The organism is Burkholderia sp. BCC1998 (assembly GCF_905339875.1).
Classification (GTDB): Bacteria; Pseudomonadota; Gammaproteobacteria; order Burkholderiales; family Burkholderiaceae; genus Burkholderia.
The window spans coordinates 152,566-176,312 of sequence record NZ_CAJPHE010000013.1; the positions used below are offsets into that span (position 1 = coordinate 152,566).

Consider the following 23,747-nt stretch of genomic DNA (forward strand, 5'->3'; position numbering starts at 1 on the left):
AGTGTCGCGCCGCGGCCAACGCATCGGTACACCCCGCCCGACGCCGACTGGCACGCACGCACTTTCAGGCCGGCAGGTCTCCTGGCTGACAGGTCGGCGCCGGCTCCCGGCCTTCCCGGTGAAACCAGTGGCATGAGGGGGGAGATCGGCTCGCTGTCTACAGTTGCGGGGGCAGCCACAGCGGCGCGCGGCGCGCCCTGTGTTCCCTCTTCGGCCCCGAAGGGCACCGGCGAACGAACGGCCGTAGGATACCCGATTTCACCGGCGTTTCGGGACCCCCAGGCGACCGTCGGGCGACCGTCGGGCGACCGTCGGGCAGGCGCCGTGGCCGACGCGAAACGCGGCCCGGCGTCGGCGGGCTCGCAGATGAAACGCGCGGTGGAACACGGTACCATGCCGACTTTCGCAATGCGGACGGCCGCACCGGCGCCTTCACGGCCGCCGTGCGGCGACTCGATGGAATCGGACGAAGGGGAAGGGTGCATGACGGCGTGGCTGACGGTAGTGGGCATCGGCGACGACGGCTACGCGGGGCTCGGGCGCGGCGCGCGGCGCGCGCTGCTCGAGGCGAAGCGGGTTGTCGGTGCGAAGCGGCACCTCGACATGCTGCCCGCGCGGCTGCCGGCCGAACGCGCCGCATGGCCGTCGCCGTTCGACCTGTCGGGCCTGCTCGCGCAGCGCGGTTCGCCCGTCTGCGTGCTGGCGAGCGGCGACCCGATGCTGTTCGGCGTCGGCGCGACGCTCGCGCGCGAACTGTCCCCCGACGAATGGCGCGTGCTGCCCGCACCGTCGTCGCTGTCGCTGGCGGCCGCGCGGCTCGGCTGGGCGTTGCAGGACGTCGGCGCGGTGTCGCTCGTCGGCCGGCCGCTCGCGACGCTCGCGCGTCACCTGCTGCCGGGCCGGCGCCTGTTCGTGCTGAGCGCCGACGGCCGCACGCCGGCCACGGTCGCCGCCGAACTCGCCGCGCGCGGCTTCGGCCCGACGCGCATCAGCGTGTTCGAGCACCTCGGCGGCCCGCTCGAGCGGCGCATCGACGGGCTCGCGCAAGACTGGCACATCGACGAAACCGCCGCGCTCAATCTCGTCGCGCTCGACTGCCAGGCCGGCCCCGATGCGCCGCGCCGCGCACTCACGCCTGGCCTGCCCGACGACGCGTACCGCCACGACGGCCAGCTCACCAAGCGCGACATGCGCGCGCTGACGCTCGGACGCCTCGCGCCTGCCCCCGGCGAACTGTTGTGGGACGTCGGCGCGGGCAGCGGCTCGATCGGCATCGAGTGGATGCGCGCGCATCCGTCGTGCCAGGCGATCGCGATCGAGTCGCATGCGGAGCGGCAGCGCTACATCGAGCACAACCGCGACGCTCTCGGCGTACCGGGCCTGCAACTCGTGGCCGGGCGCGCGCCCGATGCGCTCGCGGGGCTCGCCGCGCCCGATGCGATCTTCATCGGCGGCGGCGCGACCGTGCCCGGCGTGCTCGACGCGTGCTGGTCGGCACTGAAGCCCGGCGGCCGGCTCGTCGCGAACGCGGTCACGCTGCAGGGCGAGCTGGCGCTCGCCGCGTGGCGCGACGCGCACGGCGGCACGCTCACGCGCGTATCGCTCGCGCACGCCGAGCCGCTCGGCCGCTTCGACACGTGGCGGCAGCCGTTGCCCGTCACGCTGTACGACGTGCACAAGCCCGCTTCCACGGCGACCGACCTCGCGGACCCTGCCTGATGCGCGACGAAACCCCCGAACAACCGGCACCGCTGCGCTTCGGCTACACGACCGGCAGCTGCGCGACCGCGACGTCGCTCGCCGCCGCACGCGTGCTGCTCGCGGGCCGCGCGGACGATGCGGTCGAGATCGTGTTGCCGAAGGGGCAGCGCGTGATGATGCGGCTCGCGTTCTGCCGGGCCACGGCCGACGGCGCGGAAGCCGGCACGATCAAGGATGCCGGCGACGATCCGGACGTCACGCACGGCGCGCTGATCTTCGCGCGGGTCGCGCTCGCCGCCGTGCCCGGCGTGCGTTTTCACGCGGGGCCGGGGGTCGGCACCGTCACGCGCGCGGGGCTCACGCTGCCGGTCGGCGAACCGGCGATCAATCCGGTGCCGCGCCAGATGATGACCGCGCACCTCGACGCGCTCGCGGCCGAATACGGCTACACGGGCGGCTTCGACGTGACGATCGGTGTCGAGGGCGGCGAGGCGCTCGCGCTGAAGACGATGAACCCGCGGCTGGGCATCGTCGGCGGCTTGTCGATTCTCGGCACGACCGGCATCGTGCGGCCGTTCTCGTGCTCGGCATACATCGCGTCGATCCATCAGGGCATCGACGTCGCACGCGCGAACGGGATCGCGCACATCGCCGCGTGCACCGGCAACGCGAGCGAGGATGCGATGCGCGCGCACTACGGCCTGCCCGACATGGCACTGATCGAAATGGGCGATTTCGCCGGCGCGGTGCTCAAGCACCTGCGCCGCGCGCCGGTCGCGCGCCTGTCGATGTGCGGCGGCTTCGGCAAGCTCAGCAAGCTCGCGGCCGGCCATCTCGACCTGCACAGCCGCCATTCGAGCATCGACCTGCCGCTGCTCGCGCAGTGGGCGGCCGAGGCGGGCGCGAACGACGCGCTGCAGGCCGCGATGCGCGCGGCGAACACCAGCCAGGAAGCGCTGAAGCTCGCGCAGGCCGAAGGCGTGCCGCTCGGCGACCTCGTCTGCGCGCACGCGCTGCGGGTCGCGCGCGACATCGTACCGCCATCGGTCGCCGTCGAGATGTTCGCGATCGACCGGCAGGGCCGCTTCGTCGGGATCGCACGATGAGCGCGCGCATCCTGCTGCTCGGCGGCACCGGCGACGCGCTGAAGATCGCACGCGCGCTCGGTCCGCGGCACGTCTATAGCCTCGCGGGTCTCGGCAAGGTGCCCGACGACCTGCGCTGCGACGTGCGCGTCGGCGGCTTCGGCGGGGCGGCTGGGCTCGCTGCGTATCTGCGCAGTGCCGGCATCGGCCTCGTGATCGACGCCACGCATCCGTATGCCGCGCGCATCAGCGCGAACGCGGCGGCCGCCGCGCGCGACGCGGGCGTGCCGCTGTGGGCGCTGCGCCGCGCGCCGTGGGCGCCGCAACCCGGCGACGACTGGCGGATGGTCGACGACTGGGCCGGCATCGAGGCCGCGCTCGCGCCGTTCCGGCGGCCGCTGTTCACGCTCGGCCGCGAACCGCTCGCGCATCTCGACGCGATCCCGCCGCACCAGTTCTGGCTGGTGCGCTGCCTCGATGCGCATCCCGGCAACGCGCGCGCGCAGATCGTCGCCGCGCGCGGGCCGTTCACGCTCGAGAATGAACGCGCGCTGTTCGCGCTCGCGGGCATCGACGTCGTCGTCAGCAAGAACAGCGGCGGCGGCGCGACCGAAGCCAAGCTCGACGTCGCGCGCGAACGCCGGCTGCCGGTCGTGATGCTGCGCCGGCCGCCGCTGCCTGACGCCGACCGCGCGTTCGACTCGGCCGCCGCGCTGCTCGATGCGCTCGACCCGGCCGCGCGTGCTTGATGCCGCACGACCCGGCTGCCCCATGAATTGACGGAGATTTTTCGATGACGGTGTATTTCATCGGCGCGGGCCCCGGCGACCCGGAGCTGATCACGGTAAAGGGCCAGCGCCTCGTGCGCACGTGCCCGGTGATCCTGTATGCAGGGTCGCTCGTGCCGCCGGCCGTGCTTGACGGCCATCGTGCGGAACGGGTCGTCAATACCGCCGAGCTCGACCTCGACGCGATCGTCGCGCTGCTCGCCGACGCGCATGCGAAAGGGCAGGACGTCGCGCGCGTGCATTCGGGCGATCCGTCGCTGTACGGTGCGATCGGCGAACAGATCCGGCGGCTGAAAGCGCTCGGGATTCCCTATGAAATCGTGCCGGGCGTGACGGCCACGGCCGCCTGCGCGGCGACGCTCGGGGTCGAGCTGACGCTGCCCGGTGTCGCGCAGACGGTGATCCTCACGCGCTTCGCGGGCAAGACGACGATGCCGGAAGGCGAAGCGCTCGGCGCGCTCGCCGCGCATCGCGCGACGCTCGCGATTCACCTCGGCGTGCGGCATCTCGCGCGGATCGTCGACGAAGTGCTGCCGCATTACGGGCCCGCGTGCCCGGTCGCCGTGATCTACCGCGCGAGCTGGCCCGACGAGGAGCGCGTGACCGGCACGCTGGCCGACATCGTCGGCAAGGTGCAGGGCACGCAGATCGAACGCACCGCGCTGATCCTGATCGGACGCGTGCTCGACGCGGAAGGGTTCGCGGATTCGACGCTGTACGCAAGCGGGGGGTGATGCCGGCCACGAACCGGGGCGACGCCTTCACGCGCCGCGTCTGATCGGCGCTACGCACGCGCGACACGCCGCGCAAACTGCGGCGCGAAGCCCGCCGCCAGTGCGAACAGCACGACGCACAGGCATGCCATCGCGATCCATGCCGGCGTCAGATCCGCGAGATGCTGGCGCACGATGCCGGCCGCGAACGGAAACAACCCGGCGACCAGATAGCCGACGCCCTGCACGAACCCCGTCAGCGATGCCGCGTCGGCCGGCGTCGCCGCATGATCGACCGTGACGATCAGCGACAGCGGGAACAGCGCGCCGATCCCCGCGCCAAGCAGCAGCGCGGCCGGCATCGCGAGCGTGTCCGGCGCGGCCAGCATCACCAGCAATCCGGCGAACAGCGACGCGATCGCCGCGTGCAGCGCGGGCCGGCGATCGGGCAGGCGGTCGATCGTCGCCGAGATCGCCAGCCCCGCGACGACTTCCGCGAGCGTCACGCCGCCGAGCAGGCTGCCGGCCGCGGTCGGCGACCAGCCGAGCCGCATGTAGTACGGCGGCAGCCATGCGAGCACGAGGGTGTAGGCACCCGTCGCGATCCCGAAGAACATCGCGAGCCGCCAGGCCCGCGGCGAGCGCGACGGCCGCGCCTGCACCAGCGGCGCGGCCGTCGGCCCGGACGCCGGTGCGTCGCCGCCACGACTGGCCAGCGGCCACGCGAGCGCCGCGACCGCGGCCGGCAGCGCCCAGCCCGCGAGCGCGACCAGCCAGCTCCAGCGGGCCGCGGCGAACGGCGCGACGACGCTCGCGAGTACCGCGCCGCCCATGATCGACGTCGAATAGACGCCCATCGCGCCGCCGATGCGCGTCGCGAAATGCGCCTTCACGAACCCCGGCAGCAGCGCCTGCACCATCGCGATCCCGATGCCCGCGCAACCTGCGCTCGCGAGCAGCAGCCATGCGTGCTGCGCGCCGAAGCGCGACGCGCACGCGAGCCCGATCAGCACGACGCCGAGCCACACGCCGCCGGCGATCCCCGTCACGCGCTGCAGCCGCCGCGCGCCGAGCGCGCCCAGGCCCATCAGCAGGATCGGGATCGTGGTCAGCAGGCTCGCCGCGCCGTCGCCGATGCCGGTCGCACGCTGGATCATGTCGAGCAGCGGACCGATCGCGGCCAGCGCGGGCCGCAGGTTCAACCCGACCAGTACGATGGCGGCCAGCCGCCAGCCGGGGGAAGTGAAGCGATTCATGATGGAGTGGCCCTCGATATCGGTGCACGACACCTTCGTCTGCGTGCCGTGCATTTTCATGTAAAGTATCTCGACATCAAGATAAATGCGTATTTATCTCGACGTCAAGATAACTGGTGAGCCGAGGAGGGTTAATGGATCGAGCCGCGCATGCGCTCGCGCAGTGGCGCGTCGAGCGTCCGGATCTGGATGCATCGTCGATGCTCGTGATGGGACGGCTGCAGGAAGCCGCGCTCGTGATCGCGCGCGATGGTCTCAATCCGCTGTTCGCGCGCTACGGGATGCAGCCGGGCGAGTTCGACGTGCTGGCGACGCTGCGGCGCAGCGGCGCGCCGTTCGCGCTGACACCGACCGCGCTGTACGACGCGCTGATGATGTCGTCCGGCGGGATGACCGCGCGCATCGACCGGCTGCAGAAGGCCGGCTGGGTCGAGCGCCGGCCGAACCCGGCCGATGGCCGCGGCACGCTCGTCGCGCTGACCGACGCCGGCCGCGCGCTGATCGACGATGCGGTGGTCGCGCACGTCGACAATCAGCGTGCGATGCTGGCCGCGCTGTCGGAGGCGGAGCAGGCGCAACTTGCGGCGTTGCTCGAAAAGCTGCTGGCGGGATTGGGAGGAGAAGCGTCGGCGTCGGCCGAAAAGTAGCGCCGCCGTATCGTCACGTCGAACGAGCGCGACGAGCGGGAAATGGAAACGCCGACAGGAAACGCGTAAAAGAAAGGCAGCGCGTGAACCGCCCGCCGCGCGCTGCGGCGGGCCGGACAGACGGCGGGCCGCACCGCGTGGGCCCGCCGCGCGGCTCAGCCGCGTGCCGGGATGTTGAGCCCGCGCGCGACGGCCGGACGCGCGACGAACGCGTCGAGCGCCCGCGCGACATGCTTGAATTCGCCGAAGCCGACCAGGTCGCCCGCTTCATAGAAGCCGACGAGGTTGCGCACCCACGGGAAGATCGCGATGTCGGCGATCGTGTACGTATCGCCCATCACCCACTTGCGATTCGCGAGATGCGCGTCGAGCACGCCGAGCAGGCGCTTCGATTCGGCGACGTAGCGGTCGCGCGGACGCTTGTCCTCGTAGTCGCGGCCCGCGAACTTGTGGAAGAAGCCGACCTGCCCGAACATCGGGCCGATGCCGCCCATCTGGAACATCACCCACTGGATCGTCTCGTAGCGGCCCGCCGGATCCTTCGGGATCAGCTGGCCCGTCTTGTCCGCGAGATAGATCAGGATCGCGCCGGATTCGAACAGCGCCAGCGGCCGGCCGTCGGGGCCGTTCGGATCGATGATCGCCGGGATCTTGTTGTTCGGGTTCAGCGACAGGAATTCCGGCGACAGCTGGTCGTTCGTGTCGAAGCGCACGAGGTGCGGCTCGTACGGCAGGCCGGTTTCCTCGAGCATGATCGACACCTTGACGCCGTTCGGCGTCGGCAGCGAGTACAGCTGGAGACGGTCGGGATGCTGGGCCGGCCATTTTTTCGTGATCGGGAAGGCGGACAGATCGGGCATGGAGGTTCGTTCGTCAACGTTGAGGATCCGCGCCCCGCCGGCCTGCCGCGCGTCGCCGGCAGCCGCTGACACGGCGGCAGGAACGGGACGAACGCATCGACCGGCGGGCGGGGCGCGCCGAAGACGCCCACTGTAGCCGATCCCCGCGATCGCTGCAGACGGCGGCCGCGCGTCGTGTCCGTGCGCCGCCGCGCGCAGCGCGCCTGCCTGTTTCGGTCAGCCGCCTCAACAGACGACGCATCGACGTGTTGCGAACGGGTGCCTGTGGACATCGCGCCAGGCCCTGCGCGCTGCGGCACCCGTGCCACACCGCACTGCTGCATCGTCAGAAGTTGTGCCGCAGCCCGACCATCGCCGCGGTCGTGCCGACCCCGGGCGCGACCGGCTGCCCGTACACGAGCATCTGGTTCATCGTGCCGCGGTTGTTCACGTGGCCGACCTGCGCATAGACCATCGACCGCTTCGACAGGCTGTAGTCGGCCGTGAGCACGACGGCAGTCGAGCGGTTTTCCGAACGGTTGCGGTCCTTCAGGTAATACACCGCCGACGTCACCTGCAACGCGGGCATGAAGCGATAGCCGACGCCGGCCGACAGCATGTCGAGGTTCACCTTGTCCGCATGCGACGGATTCCTGCCGTTGCCGTACGACGCCGACACCGAGAAGTCGCGGATCGTGTATTTCGCGCCGACGTAGATGAAGCGGTTGTTGTCGACGCCGGTCGGCGCGACACCCGGCGCCGGATTCGTGTCGTGGCCGTTGTAGTAGACGGCCGACGCGTTGAGCCCGTAGTTCGAATACCGCAGCACGACCGATTCGCGCGTGCCGCCCTGGAACTGCCCGGCGACGCCGCCGGGCGCGTATTCGAGCGCGATCGACGCGCCCGCGAAGGTCGGCGACTGATAGACGAGCGCATTGCTGTCGTACAGCGCGCCGATCGCGCCGTTGGTGCTCGTGCCCGGCCAGCCGGCCGCGGTGTTCAGGCCGAGCCACGCGGTCAGCACGCTGCCGAAGAACTGCGCGTTGCGCACGTCGGTGTCGGCCATCGCGTAGATCATCGGCACGATCTGGCGGCCGGCCGTGAAGGTGCCGAACGGCCCGGACACGCCGAGCGACGCAACCTGGTTGAAGATCGCGACGGCGCCCGGCGTGTCGCTCAGCTGCATCCTGCCGGTGCCGCTGTCGAACGAGCCCTGCAGCTTGAAGTTGACCTTGTAGCCGCCGCCGATGTCCTCGCTGCCCTTGATGCCCCAGAAGCTCGAATAGATGCCGCCGTCCTTCATGCGGAACACCTTGCCGGTGTTCGGCGCGTTCGGGCCGAACGACGCGGCCGACGTGTTCTGGTACAGCAGGCCCGTGTCGACCACCCCGTACAGCGTGACGGAGGATTGCGCGTGCGCGAGCGCCGCACTGCCGGCAAGCGCCGCGAGCGCGGCCAGTTTCGTCTTCATCGAAGTCTCCAGGATCGTAATGGACCGCCCGGGATCGAGCCCGGGCGGGTGCAGCGGGGGAAGCATCGAGGCAGGCGGGAGGGCGCCGGGTGCGACGCCGGTGCGAGCCGTGCGGAAAGACTACGCAACGGCGCGCGGCCGCTCCCCCCCATGCGCGGGGGGCAGGGTTGCGGAGAATCGGGGAACCCGGGCAACGCGGTTGTCATCAACGGCCGGGCAAGGCCGATCGAGGCGGATCAAGGCCAGTTAAGTCGCTTCGGACGTGCGCAGGCGGGCAACGCGCGCGTCAAGGCGCGCTTTCGAGCAACCCGAGCACCAGCGCGCGGCGCACCGCGTGCTTGCGCGAGCTGGCGTCGAGCTTGCCGAACAGGTTCTTCAGGTGCCACTTCACGGTTTCCTCGCCGACGGCGAGCGCCACCGCGATCTCCTTGTTCGACAGGTTGCGCGCGAGCAGCTCGAGGATCGCGCGCTCCTTGGGCGTCAGCACGACGCTCGGCACCGCGCGCGGGCTGGCCGTGCTGCGCGGCGCGGGCGGCACGATGCGCGGCTGCGGCTGCGCGGGCCGGGCGGGTCCGTCGCCCGCGGCCGTCTCGTCGCCGATGCGGCGCGCCCAGTCGGCGACGGCCGGATGCGCGTCGGCGAGCGTGCGCGTGAGGCCGAACATGTCCGCGAGGTTCATCGCCTCGTCGAGCAGCGCGCGGCCGCCGTGCCCGGACTGTTCGAGCGCGAACGCGCTGAGCGCCATGATCTCGATGCGCTCGCGTCCCATGCTCATTTCGCGGGCCAGCACGGCGGCTTCGTCGAGCGCCGCGCACGCATCGTCCCAGCGGCGCGCGGCAAGCGCGGCGCCCGCGTGCGCCATCGCCTGCAGCAGCACGACGGGGCGCCGCCACAGCGGCCCGTGCGACGGAAACTCGGCCGCGGCGATCGCATCGATCCGCTCGACCAGCGCATGGCAGGTCGCCTCGCGATAGCGCGCCGCGTGAATGCGCACCTGCTCGGCGAGGCTCGCGACCGACAGGCGCGGCAGCCGGCGCGCGACGCCCATCGCGTCGAGCGCCTCGAGCAGGTCGATCGCGCGATGCTCGACGCCGCGCAGCAGCGCGATGCGCGCGGCCGTCCGGTAGCCGAGCAGCACGGTGTCGGGCGTGCCCGCGTGCTCGAGCACGTCGAGCCGGTTCGCGAGCAGCGCGGCGGCCTGGTCGACGCGATCGGCTTCGCAGGCGATCGCCGCGCACATCGCCGCGAGCATGCAGGTCAGCGGATGGCGGCGGCCGAGGTCCGCTTCCGCGCGCGCGAGCGCCGGCGACAACGCGTCGTCCGCGAGCCGGATCTGGCCTTCGCGCAGATAGCTAAGACCGGTGATCAGCTCGCCCCAGCGCGCGACGTAGCCGAACCCGGCCGCGGTCGCGCCGCGCGGCGCGGCCTGCTGGAAGCGGCGCGCCTGCGCCGGTTCGCCGACGATGATCGCGCGCGCCGACAGGCGGTTCGCGTGCATCTGCGCGAGCCAGGTCGCCGCGGGCGGCGTGAAGTCGGCCCACGGTTCGAACAGCTCGACGAAATGGTCGATTTCGTCCGCGTAGTAGGCCGCCGCACTGAGGATCAGCGCGCATTCGTAGCGCATCGCGGCCGGCGTGCCGGGGTCGGCGAGGATGCCGGCGATCTGGCGCCGCGCCTCGACATGGCGCTCGCCGAGCGCCAGCGCCCACGCGACCGCGATCCGCAGCGTCGGGCGCTTGTCGAGTTCCGCATCGGGCAGCAGCGCGAGCCAGTCGAGCACGTCGTTGATGCGGCCCTGCTTGATCGCGTCCTCGAGGCAGCGCTGCGCGAGCGCGTATGCCGTCTCGAACTGGCCGGCCGCATACGCGTGGCGCGCCGCTTCCTCCGTCATCCCGTGCGCGTCGAGCCACGCGGCCGCGCGGGCGTGCAGCGCGCTGCGGTCCGCTTCGGCGCTCGTTGTCAGACGGTCGCGCAGCGTATCGCGCACGAGCGGATGCAGCCGGCACCAGTCGGAAGCGTCGGACGCGATGAACAGCGGCGTGTCGCGCGAGAGCCGTGCGAGCCGGTCAGGGGCGGCCGCGTCGTCGAGCAGCGCGGCGCACAGCGACGGATGCAGGCGGTCGGCGACGCTCGTGCGGGTCAGGAACGCGGTGTCGTCGGCCGACAAATTCGCGAGCAGCAGTTCGACGAGCCGGTCGCGGGTGCCGTCCATGCGCGCGGCGAGCGCATCGACGGCCTGGCGCGGATCGGCCGAGCGCGCCATCGCGGCCATCGCGAGCTGCAGCCCGAGCGGCCAGCCGTCGACGCGCTCGAACAGCCGCGCGCACGCGTCGGCGTCGACCCGCTGCGCAAAGCGCGCGCCGACCAGCGCGATCGTCTCGTCGAGCGTGAAGCGCAGCCAGTCGGGGCCCGCGAGCGTGCATTGCCCGCCGGCGAGCAGGTCGCCGGCCGCGTGATCGAGCCCGCGCCGGGCCGCGACGACCACCCGCAGGTTCTGCGGCGCGTTGTGCAGCACGTAGGTCAGCGCGTCGAGGCCGGCGGCGGGCAGCCGCTCCGCGTCGTCGACGATCAGCAGCGCGTCGATCGACAGTTGCGCGACTTCGGCCAGCCACGCGGTCAGCCCCTCCAGCGCGCGGGCCGCGCCGTCCGGAATCAGGCGCCCGAACGCGGGCCGCGCGCAACCGGTGCGCACCGCCTGCACGAGCCCCTGCAGCAGGCGCGGCGCGTCGTCGCGCTCGTCGGCGGACAGCCACACGACCGCGCGGCCGAGCGCGAGCGATTCGCGTCGCCATTGCGCGAGCAGCGAGGTCTTGCCGTAGCCGGCCGGCGCCTGCACGAGCGTGACGGGCCGGGCGTCGAACGCCGCCGCGGCGAGGCTCAGCCGCGCGCGCACGAGCAACTGCGCCGGCACGCGCGGCGCGGTCGTCTTCAGCACGAGTTCGGTGGGGGGCGCGTCGGCGCGATCGGGTGGGTGGGCCATCGGGGCAGCAGTCGGAATCCGGCGCTGCCGTGCAGGCCGGCGTCCGGGGTGGGCGTGGGGGGAAGGATCGGCCGAACCGCGTTCGCGCGTCAATCCCCCCCGCGGCGAGTGGGGCCGCGCCGCCGCCCGGCCGATAGCATGGGTTCCGAGGCGTGACGAACGCGATTGACGAATGCAACGGGGAGGGACCATGAACATCGTATCGACCGGCGCGCGCCGCAGCGCGCCGAGCGCCGGATAAACGGAGCGGCACGATGTATCGCCATCTGCTCGTGACGGTCGACGGCGTGCCCGGCGGCATCGACGCGATCGGCCATGCGCTCGAACTGGCGCGTGCGGTCGGCGCGCGGGTCACGTTCGTGCTGTCCGGCGCGGCGCCGCAATCGCCCGGCTCCGACTCGCGTTTATCCGGAGCGCGGATGCCGGAACACGGTGCGAAAGTGGAAGCCGCCGCCCGGGCGCAGGGCCTGTCCCATGCGATCGCGGCGGCCGGCGATCCGGCGGCCGGCGATCCGGGGGCCGGCGGCACGTCGCCCGCCACGCTCGCCGGCGAACTCGGCTGCGACCTGATCGGCGTCGCGGCGCTGCCGCACGATGCCGATGCCGGCGCGGCCGCGCAACGGCGGTTGCTGCTCGCGACGAGCGGCGTGCCGGTGCTCGTGTGCCCGGCGCGGCGTGCGCCGGCAGAGGCGCGCGTGATGGCCCGCTGTCTCGCCGCGCATCGCGCGCTCGGCGCGCAGTTGCAGGCGCTGACGCAGTTGCAGGCGCCGACGCTGGCGAGCGAAGACCCGGACACGGCAACGCGGCCGGCCGCCGAGTCGGCGCGCATGCCGGCGGTGCGGGCCGCGTTGGCGTCGCTCGCGGCGCTGCAGGACGCGCGTTCCGGCACGTCCGCCGAAGCACGCCTGTGCGCGGCACTGCGCAGGCGGACGGAGAGCACCGCGGCCGAACTCGACGAGCTCGACCGCCAGCGGCGCCGCGATGCGCACGCGCTCGACGCGCTGGCGCGGCTCGCGGCCGACGGCTTGCCGTCGGCCGCGTTCGACGCCGCGCTCGCCGTCTATGCGCGCGGCGCGTTCGAGCAGATGGGGCGCATGGAAGGCGTGATTTTCCCGGCCGCGCGGCGCTATTTGAGCGACGCCGACTGGACCGAACTGGACGCGCCTCCGGCGAGCGGCTCAGCCGCGACGACGCCGGGCGCGGACGAACCCGACGATGCGTGACGCGCATCCGACTGAAACCCTACGGAGAACCAGATGGCACATGCAGTGCGATTCCACGAAACCGGCGGCCCCGACGTACTGCGCTGGGAAGCGGTCGAAGTCGGCGACCCGGGCGCGGGGCAGGTCCGCCTGCGGCACGAGGCCGTCGGCCTGAACTTCGCCGACACGTATTTCCGCAGCGGCCTGTATCCGGTGCCGCTGCCGGCCGGCATCGGCGTCGAGGCCGCCGGCGTGGTCGAGGCCGTCGGCCCCGGCGTGACGAACGTCGCCGCCGGCGACCGGGTGACCTACACCGGCTTCCTGAACACGCTCGGCGCGTACAGCACCGAACGGCTGATCGCCGCCGCGCCGCTCGTGAAGCTGCCGGCCGGGATCGCCTGCGAAACGGCCGCGGCGATGACGATGCGCGGCCTGACGTCGGCGTACCTGTTGCGCCGCATCCACGCGTTCGCGCCGGGCGACACGATCCTGCTGCACGCGGCCGCGGGCGGCGTCGGGTTGATCGTGTCGCAATGGGCGAAGCTGCTCGGGCTCACGGTGATCGGCACCGTGTCGAGCGAGCACAAGGCCGCGATCGCCCGCGCGCATGGCTGCGACCATACGATCGACTACAGCCGCGAGGACGTCGCGAAGCGCGTGCGCGAACTGACGGACGGCGCCGGCGTCGACGTCGTGTTCGACAGCGTCGGCAAGGACACCTTCGAGGGCTCGCTCGATTCGCTGAAGCGGCGCGGGCTGATGGTCTGCGTCGGCACCGCGTCGGGCCCGATCCCGCCGTTCGACCCGCAGCGCCTCGCGATGAAGGGCTCGCTGTACCTGACGCGCCCGGCGCTGGCCGACTACATCGCCGATCCGGCCGAGAAGAACGACCTGGCCGGCGAGCTGTTCGCGCACGTCGCGGCCGGCCGCATCCGGATCGAGATCAACCAGCGTTACGCGCTGCAGGACGCGGCGCAGGCGCACCGCGATCTCGAGTCGCGCAAGACGACCGGCTCGTCGGTGTTCATCGTCTGAGGAGACGCGCATGCGAGTCGAACCCCTGACCTGTGCGATCGGCGCGGAGCTGCTGGACGTGAGCCTCGCCGACGCCGTGCACGACGACGGCCTGTTCGCCGAGATCCGCACGCAACTGCTGCGCCATCGCGTGCTGTTCCTGCGCGACCAGGACATCACGCGCGCCGAGCACGTCGCGTTCGCGCGCCGCTTCGGCGAGCTCGAGGATCATCCGGTCGCCGGCAGCGATCCCGAGCACCCGGGGCTCGTGCGGATCTACAAGTCGCCCGACCAGCCGAACGACCGCTACGAGAATGCGTGGCACAGCGATGCGAGCTGGCGCGTGGCGCCGCCGCTCGGCTGTGTGCTGCGCTGCATCGAGGGTCCGCCGGTTGGCGGCGACACGATGTGGGCGAACATGGTGCTCGCGTACGAGAACCTGCCGGAACACGTGAAGCAGCAGATCGAAGACTTGCGCGCACGCCACAGCATCGAGGCGAGCTTCGGCGCGGCGATGCCGGTCGACAAGCGCCTCGCGCTGAAAGCGCAGTATCCGGACGCCGAGCATCCGGTCGTGCGCACGCATCCCGAAACGGGCGAGAAGGTGCTGTATGTGAACGCGTTCACGACGCACTTCACGAACTTCCATACGCCCGCGCGCGTGCGCTTCGGGCAGGACGCGAATCCGGGCGCCGGCCAGCTGCTGCAATACCTGATCAGCCAGGCTTACATCCCCGAATACCAGGTGCGCTGGCGCTGGAAGAAGAACAGCGTCGCGATCTGGGACAACCGCAGCACCCAGCATTACGCGGTGATGGACTACCCGCCGTGCGTGCGCAGGATGGAGCGCGCGGGCATCGTCGGCGACGTGCCGTTCTGAACGCGCCCGCACCGTAACCGACTCGCAACCCTGTACACGACGCGCCGGGCCAGCCGCCCGGCGCGGCGGGATACGCACGCCCGTACGCCTGCACTAAAACGATTCCCACTGGAGGACGACATGCAATTTCTCGACGATTCGCTGCACCCGGAAAACCAGGACAAGGTAGTCATCACGGTCGCGCCGTACGGCCCCGAATGGATGCCCGCCGACTTTCCGGAAGACATTCCGGTGACGATGGACGAGCACGTGCAGAAGGCCGTCGACTGCTACAACGCGGGCGCGACGGTGCTGCACCTGCACGTGCGCGAGCTCGACGGCAAGGGCAGCAAGCGGCTGTCGAAATTCAACGAGCTGCTCGGCCGGCTGCGCGAGGCGGTGCCCGACATGATCCTGCAGGTCGGCGGCTCGATCTCGTTCGCGCCGGAAGGCGACGGCGCCGAGGCGAAATGGCTGTCCGACGACACGCGCCACATGCTCGCCGAGCTGACGCCGAAGCCCGACCAGGTGACGGTCGCGATCAACACCGTGCAGATGAACATCACCGAGCTGATGAACCGCAAGGACATCGCCGGCACGTCGCTGAACGAGGCCGCGCTGTGGGACGCGTACCGCGAGATGACCGTGCCGGCCGGCCCCGGCTGGGTCGACGAGCACCTGCGCCGGCTGCAGGCGGCCGGCATCCAGCCGCATTTCCAGCTCACCGGCATGCACGCGCTCGAGACGCTCGAGCGGATCATCCGCCGCGGCGTCTATCGCGGGCCGCTGAACGTCACGTGGGTCGGCATCGGCGGCGGCTTCGACGGCCCGAACCCGTACAACTTCATGGAATTCGTGCGGCGCTGCCCGGACGGCGCGTGCATCACGCTCGAATCGCTGATGAAGAACGTGCTGCCGATCAACACGGTCGCGATGGCGCTGGGCCTGCATCCGCGCTGCGGGATCGAGGACACGATCATCGACCAGAAGGGCAACCGGATGACGTCGGTGCAGCAGGTCGAGCAGTGCGCGCGGATCGCGCGCGAACTCGGGCGCGAGATCGCCACCGGCAAGGAGGCGAAGGCGATCTACCGGATCGGCGTGCAGTACGACGGCGCCGACGAGACGCTCGCGCAGCTCGGGATGGCGCCGAACCGCCGGCCGGGCCAGCTGAGCGTGCCGCTGCGCGCGGCCTGACGCACCGGGCGACCGTGCAACCGGGCGGCCCGCGAGCGCCGCCCGCCGATCGATGTGGCGCGGCACCCCCCCTCGCGCGGTGCGCGAGGCAAGCTCCGACGAACGGAGCGGGGCCGCGCAAGCCGCGCCGGCGCGTTGCCGCACCGGTGCCGGAGGAGACACGCATGCTGATTCATCACGTCGAGCCGTCGCTGCAGGACGTGGCGGCCACCGGGCGGCGCGCGCCGGCCTATGCCTGGCTCGTGTTCGGGCTGACCGTCGGCCTGCTGCTGTCGGACTACATGTCGCGGCAGGTGCTCAATGCCGTGTTTCCGCTCCTCAAGCACGCGTGGGGACTGTCGGACACGCAGCTCGGCTCGCTGTCCGGCGTCGTCGCGCTGCTGGTCGGCCTGCTGACGTTCCCGCTGTCGGTGCTCGCCGACCGCTTCGGCCGCGTGCGCAGCATCGTGCTGATGGCCGCGCTGTGGAGCGTCGCGACACTCGGCTGCGCGCTGTCGACCAACTACGCCCAAATGCTGGTTGCGCGCGGCCTCGTCGGGCTCGGCGAAGCCGCGTACGGCAGCGTCGGCGTCGCACTGATCCTCAGCATCTTTCCGGCGCGCCTGCGCGCGACGCTGACCGGCGCGTTCATGGCCGGCGGCGCGTTCGGCTCGGTGTTCGGGATGGCGCTCGGCGGCCTCGTCGGCGCGCATCTTGGCTGGCGCTGGTCGTTCGGCGTGATGGCCGCGCTCGGCATCGTGCTGCTCGTCGCGTACCGCGGCGTGGTCACCGAACGGCGGCTCGCGGCCTGCCGCGTCGAACCGTGCCGGCCCCATGCCGACGCGCCGCGCGACCTGCGCGGCAGCTTGCGCGCGCTGATGTCGGGGCTGTTCGCATCGCGTTCGGTGATCTGCGCGTATGTCGGCAGCGGGCTGCACCTGTTCGTGCCCGGCGCGCTGTTCGCGTGGCTGCCGAGCTACCTGAACCGTTATTACGCGATGGCGCCGGACCGCGCCGCGGTGCTCGCGGCCGGCTTCGTGCTGCTGTCGGGCGTCGGGATGGTCGGCTGCGGGATCGTCACCGACCGTGTCGGCAAAACCGACGGCAAGCGCAAGTGGCTGACCGCGATCGCGTATTGCGTGCTGACGGGCGTGTGCCTCGCCGCCGCGTTCCGGCTGCCGCCCGGGCCGCTGCAACTCGCGCTGATCTGCGCGGGCATGCTGGTCGGTGCGGGCGCGTCCGGCGCATCGGGCGCGATGGTCGCGAACCTGACGCCCGCCGCGATCCATGCATCGGCGTTCGCGACGCTCACGCTCGCCAACAACCTGCTCGGCATGGCGCCGGGCCCGCTGCTGACGGGGTGGGTCGCCGATCGCGCCGGCCTCGTCGGCGCACTGCAGTGGATTCCCGTCGTGCCGCTCGCGGCCGCCGTGCTGTTCGCGATCGGACGCGCGAGCTACGCGGCCGATCTCGCGCGCGTCGAACGCGAACGGCGCGCGTCCCACCTTTCCTGAACCGAACCCTCCTGGAGGCTGCATGACCCTGGCGACCGCGCCCACCATCCTGATCGTGCCCGGCTTGCGCGATCACGTCGAAGACCATTGGCAGACGCATCTGCAACGACGCCTGCCGAACGCACGGTCCGTCGCACCGCTCGAAGCCGACAAGCTGAGCCGCGCCGCGCGCGTCGCGGCACTCGATGCGGCGCTCGCCGCGATCGACGGCCCCGTGATTCTGGTCGCGCACAGCGCGGGCGTGATGATCACGGTGCACTGGGCACGGCAGGCCACGCGCAAGATCCACGGCGCGCTGCTCGCGGCGCCGGCCGATCTCGATACGCCGATGCCCGCCGGTTATCCGGCGCCCGACGCGATCGCCGCGAACGGCTGGACGCCGGTACCGACCGGGCGGCTGCCGTTTCCGAGCGTCGTGGCCGCGAGCCGCAACGATCCGCTCGCGCGCTTCGAACGCGTCGAAGTGCTCGCGGCCGGGTGGGGCAGCAAGCTCGTCGATCTCGGCGAAGTCGGGCATCTGAATCCGGCGTCCGGGTTTGGCGAGTGGCGGGATGCGGAGCGGCTGATCGGGGAGATGATCGCGCTCGGTGCGGCCTGAGCGCCATCGGCAACGCGCCGCGCATGAATTCCCTGCCGGCGCGTCAATGTGAACCGATTCCATTTAAGCGCCCAGCGACATACGACGTCCTAACACGCCGCCTGCCCGTCGCCGTGTCACGCCGCGAAATCGTTCAATCGACAAATCCTCGGGAAACGGAAGGTTTCTGTTAGGGAAATTCCCGCCCCGCGCCAGTCGGTTTTTTGTTGACCGACATCGTATAACGCCGTCATGATTTCCTGAAAAGAAAGGTCCCATCCACCGACCGAAGTGAGGAGACATGAACGCCACCCCGATCGCTCGCCGTGTCCGCCGGATCGCACTCGCGCTGGGTTTCACGCTGTCGGCCGCGGCAGCCGTTGCCGCACCCGTATCGCTGAACGTCGTCGACGTCGCGGGCAACCTGCAGCTCACGCAGAAGGCCATCGAGGCGTTCAAGGAGAAGAACCCGAATCTCGTCGCGAACGTCACGTTCACGAACGCGCCCGCGCCGCAGCTGCCGGGCAAGATCAAGGCGATGCAGGCGGCGGGGCGCGCCGACATCGATCTCGTGCTGACCGGCACCGACGCGCTGGCCGCCGGCATCGAGCAGAACCTGTGGCTGAAGCTGCTGCCCGACAACGCGGGCGCGTTTCCCGGCGTGCTCGACCGGTACGCGCCCGGCCCGCGCAAGATGCAGGATGTCGCGCAGGGCTTCGGCCTCGAAGTGACCTACATGCCGGCCGGCCCGCTGCTCGAATACAACCCGGCGAAGGTCGGCGACCCGCCGAAGACGCCCGAACAACTGCTCGCATGGTGCAAGGCGCATCCGAACAAGCTGATCTACGCGCGCCCGGCGAACTCGGGCCCCGGCCGCACGTTCCTGATGGGGCTGCCGTACGTGCTGGGCGACAAGAACCCGCAGGATCCGATCAACGGCTGGGACAAGACCTGGGCGTTCCTGAAGCAGCTCAACGACTGCGTGCCGTACTACCCGGGCGGCACGTCGGCCGTGATGAAGGAGCTCGGCGAAGGCACGCGCGACATGACCGTGACCGTCACCGGCTGGGACCTCAACCCGCGCGCGCTCGGCATCGTGCCGGCCGACTTCCGGATCCAGGCGTTCGACAACATGACGTGGGTCAACGACGCGCACTACATGGTGATTCCGAAGGGCGTGGCGAAGGACAAGCTCGACGTGCTGTTCAAGCTGATGAACTTCCTGCTCGAACCGGCGCAGCAGGCGATGACCTACGACGACGGCTACTTCTATCCGGGCCCGGCGGTGAAGGGCGTGACGCTCGAGATGGCGCCCGCGCACAGCCAGGAAGTGATCAGGAAGTTCGGCCGCCCCGAGTACGCGAAGCTGCTCGCGGAGCGTCCGCACGTGCAGCCGCTCAACGCGCAGGCGATGGTCGCCGCGTTCCAGAAGTGGGACCGCGAGATCGGGTCGCAGAAGTCGAAATGACGGATGAACCCGCGGGCGCCGCGGCGCCCGCGCCGACGGAGTTCGCGTAATGAAGCACAGTTTCGAACGGTTGCGGCTCGACGGCGTGTGCCGCAGCTTCACCAATGCGGAGGGCGCGCAGGTCGCCGCACTGAACGGGCTCGATCTCGACATCCGGCGCGGCGAGTTCGTCGCGCTGCTCGGCCCGTCGGGCTGCGGCAAGTCGACCGCGCTGAACTGCATCGCCGGGCTGCAGCCGCTCACCAGCGGCGGCATCTGGCTCGACGACACGCGCATCGACGTGCTGCCACCCGAGCGCCGCGGCTTCGGCATGGTGTTCCAGAACTACGCGCTGTTTCCGCACATGTCGGTGCTCGAGAACGTCGGCTTCGGGCTGAAGATGCGCGGCGTGCCGAAGCAGGAAACGCGGCGGCGCGCGCAGCAGGCGCTCGAACTCGTGCAACTCGTCGGCCACGAGGGCAAGCTGCCCGGGCAGCTGTCGGGCGGGCAGCAGCAGCGCGTCGCGATCGCGCGCGCGATCGTCATCGAGCCGCCGCTGGTGCTGATGGACGAGCCGCTGTCGAACCTCGACACCAAGCTGCGCATCGAGATGCGCGCCGAGATCCGCCGCATCCACACGCAACTCGAACGCGCGACGATCTACGTGACGCACGACCAGGACGAGGCGCTGTCGATGGCCGACCGGATCGTCGTGATGAAGGAGGGCGTCGTGCAGCAGGTCGCGTCGCCGAAGGACGTGTACACGCGCCCGCACAACCTGCACGTCGCGCGCTTCATGGGCTATCGCAACGTGCTGCCGTTCACGCTCGAAGGCATGGCCGGCGATTACGTGAACGTCGCGGCCGCGGGTGTGCGCATCACCGGCGTGCCGATGGCCGGCTTCGACGGCAAGGACGTCGTGGTCGCGCTGCGCCCCGACGACGTCGAGCGCGCGGACGAAGGCGCCGACAACGCCTTCGACGCGACCGTCGAAACGGTCGAATACGGCGGCCGCGACTCGCTCATTCGCGCGATCACGCCGTTCGGCCCGATCTGGGCGCGCGTCGCCGGCGAATTCGCGCAGGGCGAACGGCTGCGGCTGCGCGTGAGCCCGGCGCGCACGCTCGTCTATGCGGGAGACGCGCGATGAACGGCCGCGGCGCCGCGTGCGCGGCAGCGCCCCCCGGGAGGCCAGCATGAATACCATCCCTCATCCCCGCCGGACGCACATTCTTGCGCAACCGAATGCTTCTGTCGGGCACTGTCGAAACAGCACTTGCAAAGGCAGGGCCGCATGAGCACGCTCGCGACCGGCGGCGCGCCGCGCGACGCGAAGGCGTGGCTCGTCACGCCCGCGCTCGCGTTCATCGTCGCGCTGTTCATCTATCCGTTCGCGTACGGCCTCGTGCTGTCGTTCCAGCCGACGAACGGCGGCGGCGTGCTCGCGAACTACGTGCAGTTCTTCACCGACACCGCGATGTGGCCGACCGTGCTCGTCACGCTGAAGCTCGCGGTGCCGGCGACGCTGATCAACGTCGGCATCGCGGTGCCCGTGGCGTTCGCGCTGCGCCGCAACTCGCCGTACCAGAAGTTCGTCACGACGCTGCTCGTGATTCCCGTCACGCTCGGCACGGTGCTCGTCGCCGACGGGATGCTCACGTACTTCGGCCCGAACGGCTGGTTCCCGCAGGCGCTGCAAGGGCTGCACCTGTACACCGACGAGGTGCGCCTCACGCACAACTACTGGGGCGTGCTGCTGTCGCTGATCGTGTCGGGCTTTCCGTTCGCGTTCCTGCTGATGCTGTCGTACATCAGCGGCATCGACCCGACGCTCGCGCGCGCCGCGGCCACGCTCGGCGCGAACCCGTGGCAGCAGTTCCGGCGGATCTACCTGCCGCTGCTCGTGCCGGGGCTCACGATGGCCGCGTGCCTGTCGTTCGTGCAGGCGTTCTCGGTGTTCCCGTCAGCCGTGCTGCTCGGCGCGCCGGCCGGGCCGACGCGGGTGATCTCGATCGCGGCCGCCGAAGCCGCGTTCGAGAGCTACGACTATTCGCTCGCGTCGGCGATCGCGATCGTGATGGGCTTCGTGCAGCTGCTGGTGGTCGCGTCGATGCTCGGCGCGCGCCGCTTCTTCTATACCGGTCCGGTCGCGGGAGGCAAGGGCTGATGGCGACCGACAATCATGCCGCGCCGGCGTGGCCGCCGAAGCACAGCCCGCCCGGCGCGCAGCCCGTCAACGCGATGAAGCCGCGCAAACTGCGCGGCAGCCTCGCCGGCCGTGCATGGAAGGCGCTCGTGTGGGGGCTGATGGCGTTCTTCCTGCTGAACGTGATGCTGCTGATCGCGACCGTCGCGGTGAACTCGGTCGCGACGCGCTGGTTCGGCACGCCGCTGCCGCAGGGCTTCACGCTGCACTGGTATGCCAAGGCGTGGGAAGACTTCCAGCTCGCGAGCGTGCTGTGGGTGACGGTCGAAGTGGTCGGCGCGGTGGTGCTGCTGTCGGTCGCGCTCGGCGTGCCGGCCGCCTATGCGCTCGCGCGCGTGCAGTTTCGCGGCAAGCGCTTCGCGCTGCTGGTGTTCCTGCTGCCGCTGATGGTGCCGCCCGTCACGTACGGGATTCCGATGGCGACCGTGATGTACAAGGTCGGGCTCGCGGGCACGCTGCCGGGCGTGATCCTCGCGAACCTCGTGCCGGCATTGCCGTTCGTGATCCTCGTGATGACGCCGTTCATCGAGCAGATCGATCCGAACCTCGAAGCCGCCGCGCGCATCTTCGGCGCGAACACGTGGCGCTATTTCCGCTACGTGCTGTTGCCGCTGCTGGTGCCCGGCATGCTCGCGGCAGGGTTGCTCGTGCTGGTGCGCACGATCGGGATGTTCGAGCTGACCTTCTTCACCGCGGGCCCGAGCACGCAGACGCTCGTCGTCGCGCTGTATTACGCGGTGTTCTCGACCGGCGTGCGCGCGCCGCAGTCGATCGACGCGATGGCGATGATCTACATGGCCATCACGCTCGTGTGGGTCGTGATCGCGCTGCAGTTCGTGAGCCCGACGCAGCTCGTGAGTCGCGTGAAGCAGGAGCGGCAGTAGGCGTCCACGTGTGGCGGCGTGCGTTAACGCGACTCAACGCGAAGGACAGCGCGGCGCAGCGATGCAGGCGGTCCGCCGATGCTTGTGCGCGCCATCCGTGCAATTGGTTACAAATGGATACCGCGAACCGTGCACGGACGTTGCAGACTACGCAGCGTACCGGCCCGGCGATACGTTCGCTCGCATCGCCGCATGCCGCCCGACGTTCACCCGATTCGCGGAGTTCCATGAAGTTTCCCACGCTGCTGACGCTCGGCTGTGCCGCCACGCTGCTTGCCGCCTGCAACCTGCTCCACGACGGCCCCGGATCGAGCGACGTCGATGCCGCGGTGCGCCGCGCGCTCGAAGCGGAAAACCACGGCGGCCTGAACGCGCTGTTCGGCCAGCCGCTGCCCGTGTCGGCCGACGTGATCTCCGCGAAACCCGACGGCGACTGCAGGAAGGTCGGCGAACGGACCTACACGTGCGACGTCGTGGTCACGTGGCGCAACCAGGATTACGCGCCGTCGCGCGCGAACCTGACCTTCGTCGAGGCCGCCGACGGTTCGTGGCAGACCTCGGGCGTCGATGCGGCCATCGCGACCGGCGCCGCCAAATCGCTGATCGACCGGATCGGCAAGGCGTGGCCCGGCAACGCGGCGAGCGGTGCGTCGGCACCGCAGTGACGCGGCCGGCGACGGGCTTCGCTGCGCTTTCTTCAGAGGACGCTCCCGGCGAGCGGAGCCGTAACCGTTTACCACAGGACCGCTGGCGGACTGCGCAAACGGCCCGGCGGGCGTCGCGACCGCGGCGGCGCCCCATCTTGTTTGACCCGCGCTCGAGCCCCGATTAGCGGCGAAAAAAGGGCACAACCGCGACCGGGTACCGGTCGAACCCATCCTCGGTATGCGGATCGGAATATAGGGAAAACCCTTAATTCGAGCTATAATCACGGCCTAGAAGAAAGGTCGAACCATGCCCGAACGTCTCCAATCCCTTGAAAAATTTGTGTTTTCCCTGGTCGTGATGTCCGCGGTCTTCTGCTCCGCGTTCCTCGCGTACGAGCGTCACCCCGAGATCAAGATCGCGCTGCACGAAGGCGAAGCGCTGATGCGCGAAAGCGCCAAGTATTCGGTCATCTGCTCGCCGTCCAAGGTCGATCCTTGCGTCGAGATGTCCGCTTACTGATCGATCTTCGCGTCGAGGCTCGCGCGCCGGTCGGCGCGCGGCAGTGAACGGCGTCCTGGGCACCGTTTCATCAGTTTTGGACTCGCCCTACAGATTTGGCGGCCAGAATTCCTTGAAGTAGCGCCCATCAGGAATTCGGAAACCGGCCGTAAGGCAGGGCGGATGCACGAACCCGTAACGTGCCGAGTCGCTGGCGTAAGCAGCCCCCATTCCGTGGCCCC

General features: G+C 70.7%; 21 protein-coding genes and 1 riboswitch. Of the genes, 17 read left to right on the forward strand and 4 right to left on the reverse strand.

The annotated features are described in order from the left end of the window. Nucleotides 1-53: 53 nt before the first annotated feature. Nucleotides 54-246: riboswitch (cobalamin riboswitch) on the reverse strand. 237 nt (nt 247-483) lie between these two features. From cbiE to cobM, 4 genes are read left to right on the forward strand one after another with little or no spacing between them, the layout of a single operon-like run. Next, nucleotides 484-1,719 carry a precorrin-6y C5,15-methyltransferase (decarboxylating) subunit CbiE gene (gene cbiE, locus U5A56_RS22475; protein ID WP_321821332.1) on the forward strand — a complete coding sequence of 412 codons (1,236 nt, stop codon included), beginning with the start codon at nt 484-486 and terminating at the stop codon, nt 1,717-1,719. Beyond that, on the forward strand, nt 1,719-2,807 hold the full coding sequence (locus U5A56_RS22480; protein ID WP_124485489.1) for a cobalt-precorrin-5B (C(1))-methyltransferase: 1,089 nt from the start codon (nt 1,719-1,721) through the stop codon (nt 2,805-2,807). Before cbiE ends, U5A56_RS22480 begins: the two co-directional genes overlap by 1 nt. Continuing rightward, nucleotides 2,804-3,535 carry a cobalt-precorrin-6A reductase gene (locus U5A56_RS22485; RefSeq protein WP_321924637.1) on the forward strand — a complete coding sequence of 244 codons (732 nt, stop codon included), beginning with the start codon at nt 2,804-2,806 and terminating at the stop codon, nt 3,533-3,535. The genes U5A56_RS22480 and U5A56_RS22485 overlap by 4 nt, the downstream gene beginning before the upstream one ends. A gap of 44 nt (nt 3,536-3,579) precedes the next feature. Next, nucleotides 3,580-4,308: a precorrin-4 C(11)-methyltransferase gene (gene cobM, locus U5A56_RS22490; protein WP_124485487.1), complete on the forward strand. Its 729-nt coding sequence runs from the start codon at nt 3,580-3,582 to the stop codon at nt 4,306-4,308. A gap of 50 nt (nt 4,309-4,358) precedes the next feature. On the opposite strand, the gene U5A56_RS22495 is transcribed toward cobM, so the two are convergent. Next, a complete protein-coding gene (locus U5A56_RS22495; RefSeq protein ID WP_044843624.1) occupies nt 4,359-5,543 on the reverse strand; it encodes an MFS transporter in 1,185 nt (394 codons plus the stop codon). A gap of 134 nt (nt 5,544-5,677) precedes the next feature. Here U5A56_RS22495 and U5A56_RS22500 point away from each other — a divergent pair, with 134 nt between their 5' ends. Beyond that, complete coding sequence (locus U5A56_RS22500; protein ID WP_321924639.1) at nt 5,678-6,190, forward strand: MarR family transcriptional regulator; 513 nt, start codon at nt 5,678-5,680, stop codon at nt 6,188-6,190. Nucleotides 6,191-6,345: 155 nt separating this feature from the next. On the opposite strand, the gene U5A56_RS22505 is transcribed toward U5A56_RS22500, so the two are convergent. From U5A56_RS22505 to U5A56_RS22515, 3 genes are all read right to left on the reverse strand, one after another. Next, nucleotides 6,346-7,050, reverse strand: coding sequence for a glutathione S-transferase N-terminal domain-containing protein (locus tag U5A56_RS22505; protein WP_044843541.1), 705 nt, complete (start codon nt 7,048-7,050; stop codon nt 6,346-6,348). Between the two features lie 325 nt (nt 7,051-7,375). Then, nucleotides 7,376-8,500 (reverse strand): porin, encoded by a 1,125-nt coding sequence (locus tag U5A56_RS22510; protein ID WP_321924642.1) that lies wholly within the window; start codon nt 8,498-8,500, stop codon nt 7,376-7,378. A 286-nt stretch (nt 8,501-8,786) separates the two neighbouring features. Further along, a complete protein-coding gene (locus U5A56_RS22515; protein WP_321924644.1) occupies nt 8,787-11,480 on the reverse strand; it encodes a LuxR C-terminal-related transcriptional regulator in 2,694 nt (897 codons plus the stop codon). 254 nt (nt 11,481-11,734) lie between these two features. On the opposite strand from U5A56_RS22515, the gene U5A56_RS22520 reads away from it, so the two are divergent. The 12 genes from U5A56_RS22520 (at nt 11,735) to U5A56_RS22575 (ending at nt 23,526) form a co-directional block, all read left to right on the forward strand. After that, nucleotides 11,735-12,703, forward strand: a complete 969-nt coding sequence (locus tag U5A56_RS22520; protein ID WP_321924645.1) for a universal stress protein — start codon at nt 11,735-11,737, stop codon at nt 12,701-12,703. Nucleotides 12,704-12,736: 33 nt separating this feature from the next. Beyond that, nucleotides 12,737-13,717 carry a quinone oxidoreductase gene (locus U5A56_RS22525; RefSeq protein WP_321799563.1) on the forward strand — a complete coding sequence of 327 codons (981 nt, stop codon included), beginning with the start codon at nt 12,737-12,739 and terminating at the stop codon, nt 13,715-13,717. 10 nt (nt 13,718-13,727) lie between these two features. After that, complete coding sequence (locus U5A56_RS22530) at nt 13,728-14,576, forward strand: TauD/TfdA dioxygenase family protein (protein WP_321924648.1); 849 nt, start codon at nt 13,728-13,730, stop codon at nt 14,574-14,576. A gap of 120 nt (nt 14,577-14,696) precedes the next feature. Next, nucleotides 14,697-15,752 carry a 3-keto-5-aminohexanoate cleavage protein gene (locus U5A56_RS22535; RefSeq protein WP_321924650.1) on the forward strand — a complete coding sequence of 352 codons (1,056 nt, stop codon included), beginning with the start codon at nt 14,697-14,699 and terminating at the stop codon, nt 15,750-15,752. Nucleotides 15,753-15,916: 164 nt separating this feature from the next. Further along, nucleotides 15,917-17,245 (forward strand): MFS transporter, encoded by a 1,329-nt coding sequence (locus tag U5A56_RS22540; protein WP_321924652.1) that lies wholly within the window; start codon nt 15,917-15,919, stop codon nt 17,243-17,245. A 22-nt stretch (nt 17,246-17,267) separates the two neighbouring features. Further along, nucleotides 17,268-17,843, forward strand: a complete 576-nt coding sequence (locus U5A56_RS22545) for an RBBP9/YdeN family alpha/beta hydrolase (protein WP_321809997.1) — start codon at nt 17,268-17,270, stop codon at nt 17,841-17,843. Between the two features lie 280 nt (nt 17,844-18,123). Further along, a complete protein-coding gene (locus U5A56_RS22550; RefSeq protein WP_321924655.1) occupies nt 18,124-19,290 on the forward strand; it encodes an ABC transporter substrate-binding protein in 1,167 nt (388 codons plus the stop codon). A 49-nt stretch (nt 19,291-19,339) separates the two neighbouring features. Next, on the forward strand, nt 19,340-20,419 hold the full coding sequence (locus U5A56_RS22555; protein ID WP_321924656.1) for an ABC transporter ATP-binding protein: 1,080 nt from the start codon (nt 19,340-19,342) through the stop codon (nt 20,417-20,419). A gap of 144 nt (nt 20,420-20,563) precedes the next feature. Continuing rightward, nucleotides 20,564-21,436 (forward strand): sugar ABC transporter permease, encoded by an 873-nt coding sequence (locus U5A56_RS22560; RefSeq protein ID WP_321924658.1) that lies wholly within the window; start codon nt 20,564-20,566, stop codon nt 21,434-21,436. Beyond that, nucleotides 21,436-22,359: an ABC transporter permease gene (locus U5A56_RS22565; protein WP_124521752.1), complete on the forward strand. Its 924-nt coding sequence runs from the start codon at nt 21,436-21,438 to the stop codon at nt 22,357-22,359. The genes U5A56_RS22560 and U5A56_RS22565 overlap by 1 nt, the downstream gene beginning before the upstream one ends. A 227-nt stretch (nt 22,360-22,586) precedes the next feature. Next, nucleotides 22,587-23,024 carry a hypothetical protein gene (locus U5A56_RS22570; RefSeq protein ID WP_321924661.1) on the forward strand — a complete coding sequence of 146 codons (438 nt, stop codon included), beginning with the start codon at nt 22,587-22,589 and terminating at the stop codon, nt 23,022-23,024. A 289-nt stretch (nt 23,025-23,313) separates the two neighbouring features. After that, the gene (locus U5A56_RS22575) at nt 23,314-23,526 is read left to right on the forward strand and encodes a hypothetical protein (RefSeq protein WP_044843526.1); all 213 of its coding nucleotides are present in this window, start codon (nt 23,314-23,316) and stop codon (nt 23,524-23,526) included. Nucleotides 23,527-23,747: the final 221 nt, after the last annotated feature.

What these genes read in the sequence shown, in the direction of transcription:
- cbiE (WP_321821332.1), top strand. Translation starts at nt 484, where the DNA reads ATGACGGCGTGGCTGACGGTAGTGGGCATCGGCGACGACGGCTACGCG.
- U5A56_RS22480 (WP_124485489.1), top strand. Translation starts at nt 1,719, where the DNA reads ATGCGCGACGAAACCCCCGAACAACCGGCACCGCTGCGCTTCGGCTAC.
- U5A56_RS22485 (WP_321924637.1), top strand. Translation starts at nt 2,804, where the DNA reads ATGAGCGCGCGCATCCTGCTGCTCGGCGGCACCGGCGACGCGCTGAAG.
- cobM (WP_124485487.1), top strand. Translation starts at nt 3,580, where the DNA reads ATGACGGTGTATTTCATCGGCGCGGGCCCCGGCGACCCGGAGCTGATC.
- U5A56_RS22495 (WP_044843624.1), bottom strand. Translation starts at nt 5,543, where the DNA reads ATGAATCGCTTCACTTCCCCCGGCTGGCGGCTGGCCGCCATCGTACTG.
- U5A56_RS22500 (WP_321924639.1), top strand. Translation starts at nt 5,678, where the DNA reads ATGGATCGAGCCGCGCATGCGCTCGCGCAGTGGCGCGTCGAGCGTCCG.
- U5A56_RS22505 (WP_044843541.1), bottom strand. Translation starts at nt 7,050, where the DNA reads ATGCCCGATCTGTCCGCCTTCCCGATCACGAAAAAATGGCCGGCCCAG.
- U5A56_RS22510 (WP_321924642.1), bottom strand. Translation starts at nt 8,500, where the DNA reads ATGAAGACGAAACTGGCCGCGCTCGCGGCGCTTGCCGGCAGTGCGGCG.
- U5A56_RS22515 (WP_321924644.1), bottom strand. Translation starts at nt 11,480, where the DNA reads ATGGCCCACCCACCCGATCGCGCCGACGCGCCCCCCACCGAACTCGTG.
- U5A56_RS22520 (WP_321924645.1), top strand. Translation starts at nt 11,735, where the DNA reads ATGTATCGCCATCTGCTCGTGACGGTCGACGGCGTGCCCGGCGGCATC.
- U5A56_RS22525 (WP_321799563.1), top strand. Translation starts at nt 12,737, where the DNA reads ATGGCACATGCAGTGCGATTCCACGAAACCGGCGGCCCCGACGTACTG.
- U5A56_RS22530 (WP_321924648.1), top strand. Translation starts at nt 13,728, where the DNA reads ATGCGAGTCGAACCCCTGACCTGTGCGATCGGCGCGGAGCTGCTGGAC.
- U5A56_RS22535 (WP_321924650.1), top strand. Translation starts at nt 14,697, where the DNA reads ATGCAATTTCTCGACGATTCGCTGCACCCGGAAAACCAGGACAAGGTA.
- U5A56_RS22540 (WP_321924652.1), top strand. Translation starts at nt 15,917, where the DNA reads ATGCTGATTCATCACGTCGAGCCGTCGCTGCAGGACGTGGCGGCCACC.
- U5A56_RS22545 (WP_321809997.1), top strand. Translation starts at nt 17,268, where the DNA reads ATGACCCTGGCGACCGCGCCCACCATCCTGATCGTGCCCGGCTTGCGC.
- U5A56_RS22550 (WP_321924655.1), top strand. Translation starts at nt 18,124, where the DNA reads ATGAACGCCACCCCGATCGCTCGCCGTGTCCGCCGGATCGCACTCGCG.
- U5A56_RS22555 (WP_321924656.1), top strand. Translation starts at nt 19,340, where the DNA reads ATGAAGCACAGTTTCGAACGGTTGCGGCTCGACGGCGTGTGCCGCAGC.
- U5A56_RS22560 (WP_321924658.1), top strand. Translation starts at nt 20,564, where the DNA reads ATGAGCACGCTCGCGACCGGCGGCGCGCCGCGCGACGCGAAGGCGTGG.
- U5A56_RS22565 (WP_124521752.1), top strand. Translation starts at nt 21,436, where the DNA reads ATGGCGACCGACAATCATGCCGCGCCGGCGTGGCCGCCGAAGCACAGC.
- U5A56_RS22570 (WP_321924661.1), top strand. Translation starts at nt 22,587, where the DNA reads ATGAAGTTTCCCACGCTGCTGACGCTCGGCTGTGCCGCCACGCTGCTT.
- U5A56_RS22575 (WP_044843526.1), top strand. Translation starts at nt 23,314, where the DNA reads ATGCCCGAACGTCTCCAATCCCTTGAAAAATTTGTGTTTTCCCTGGTC.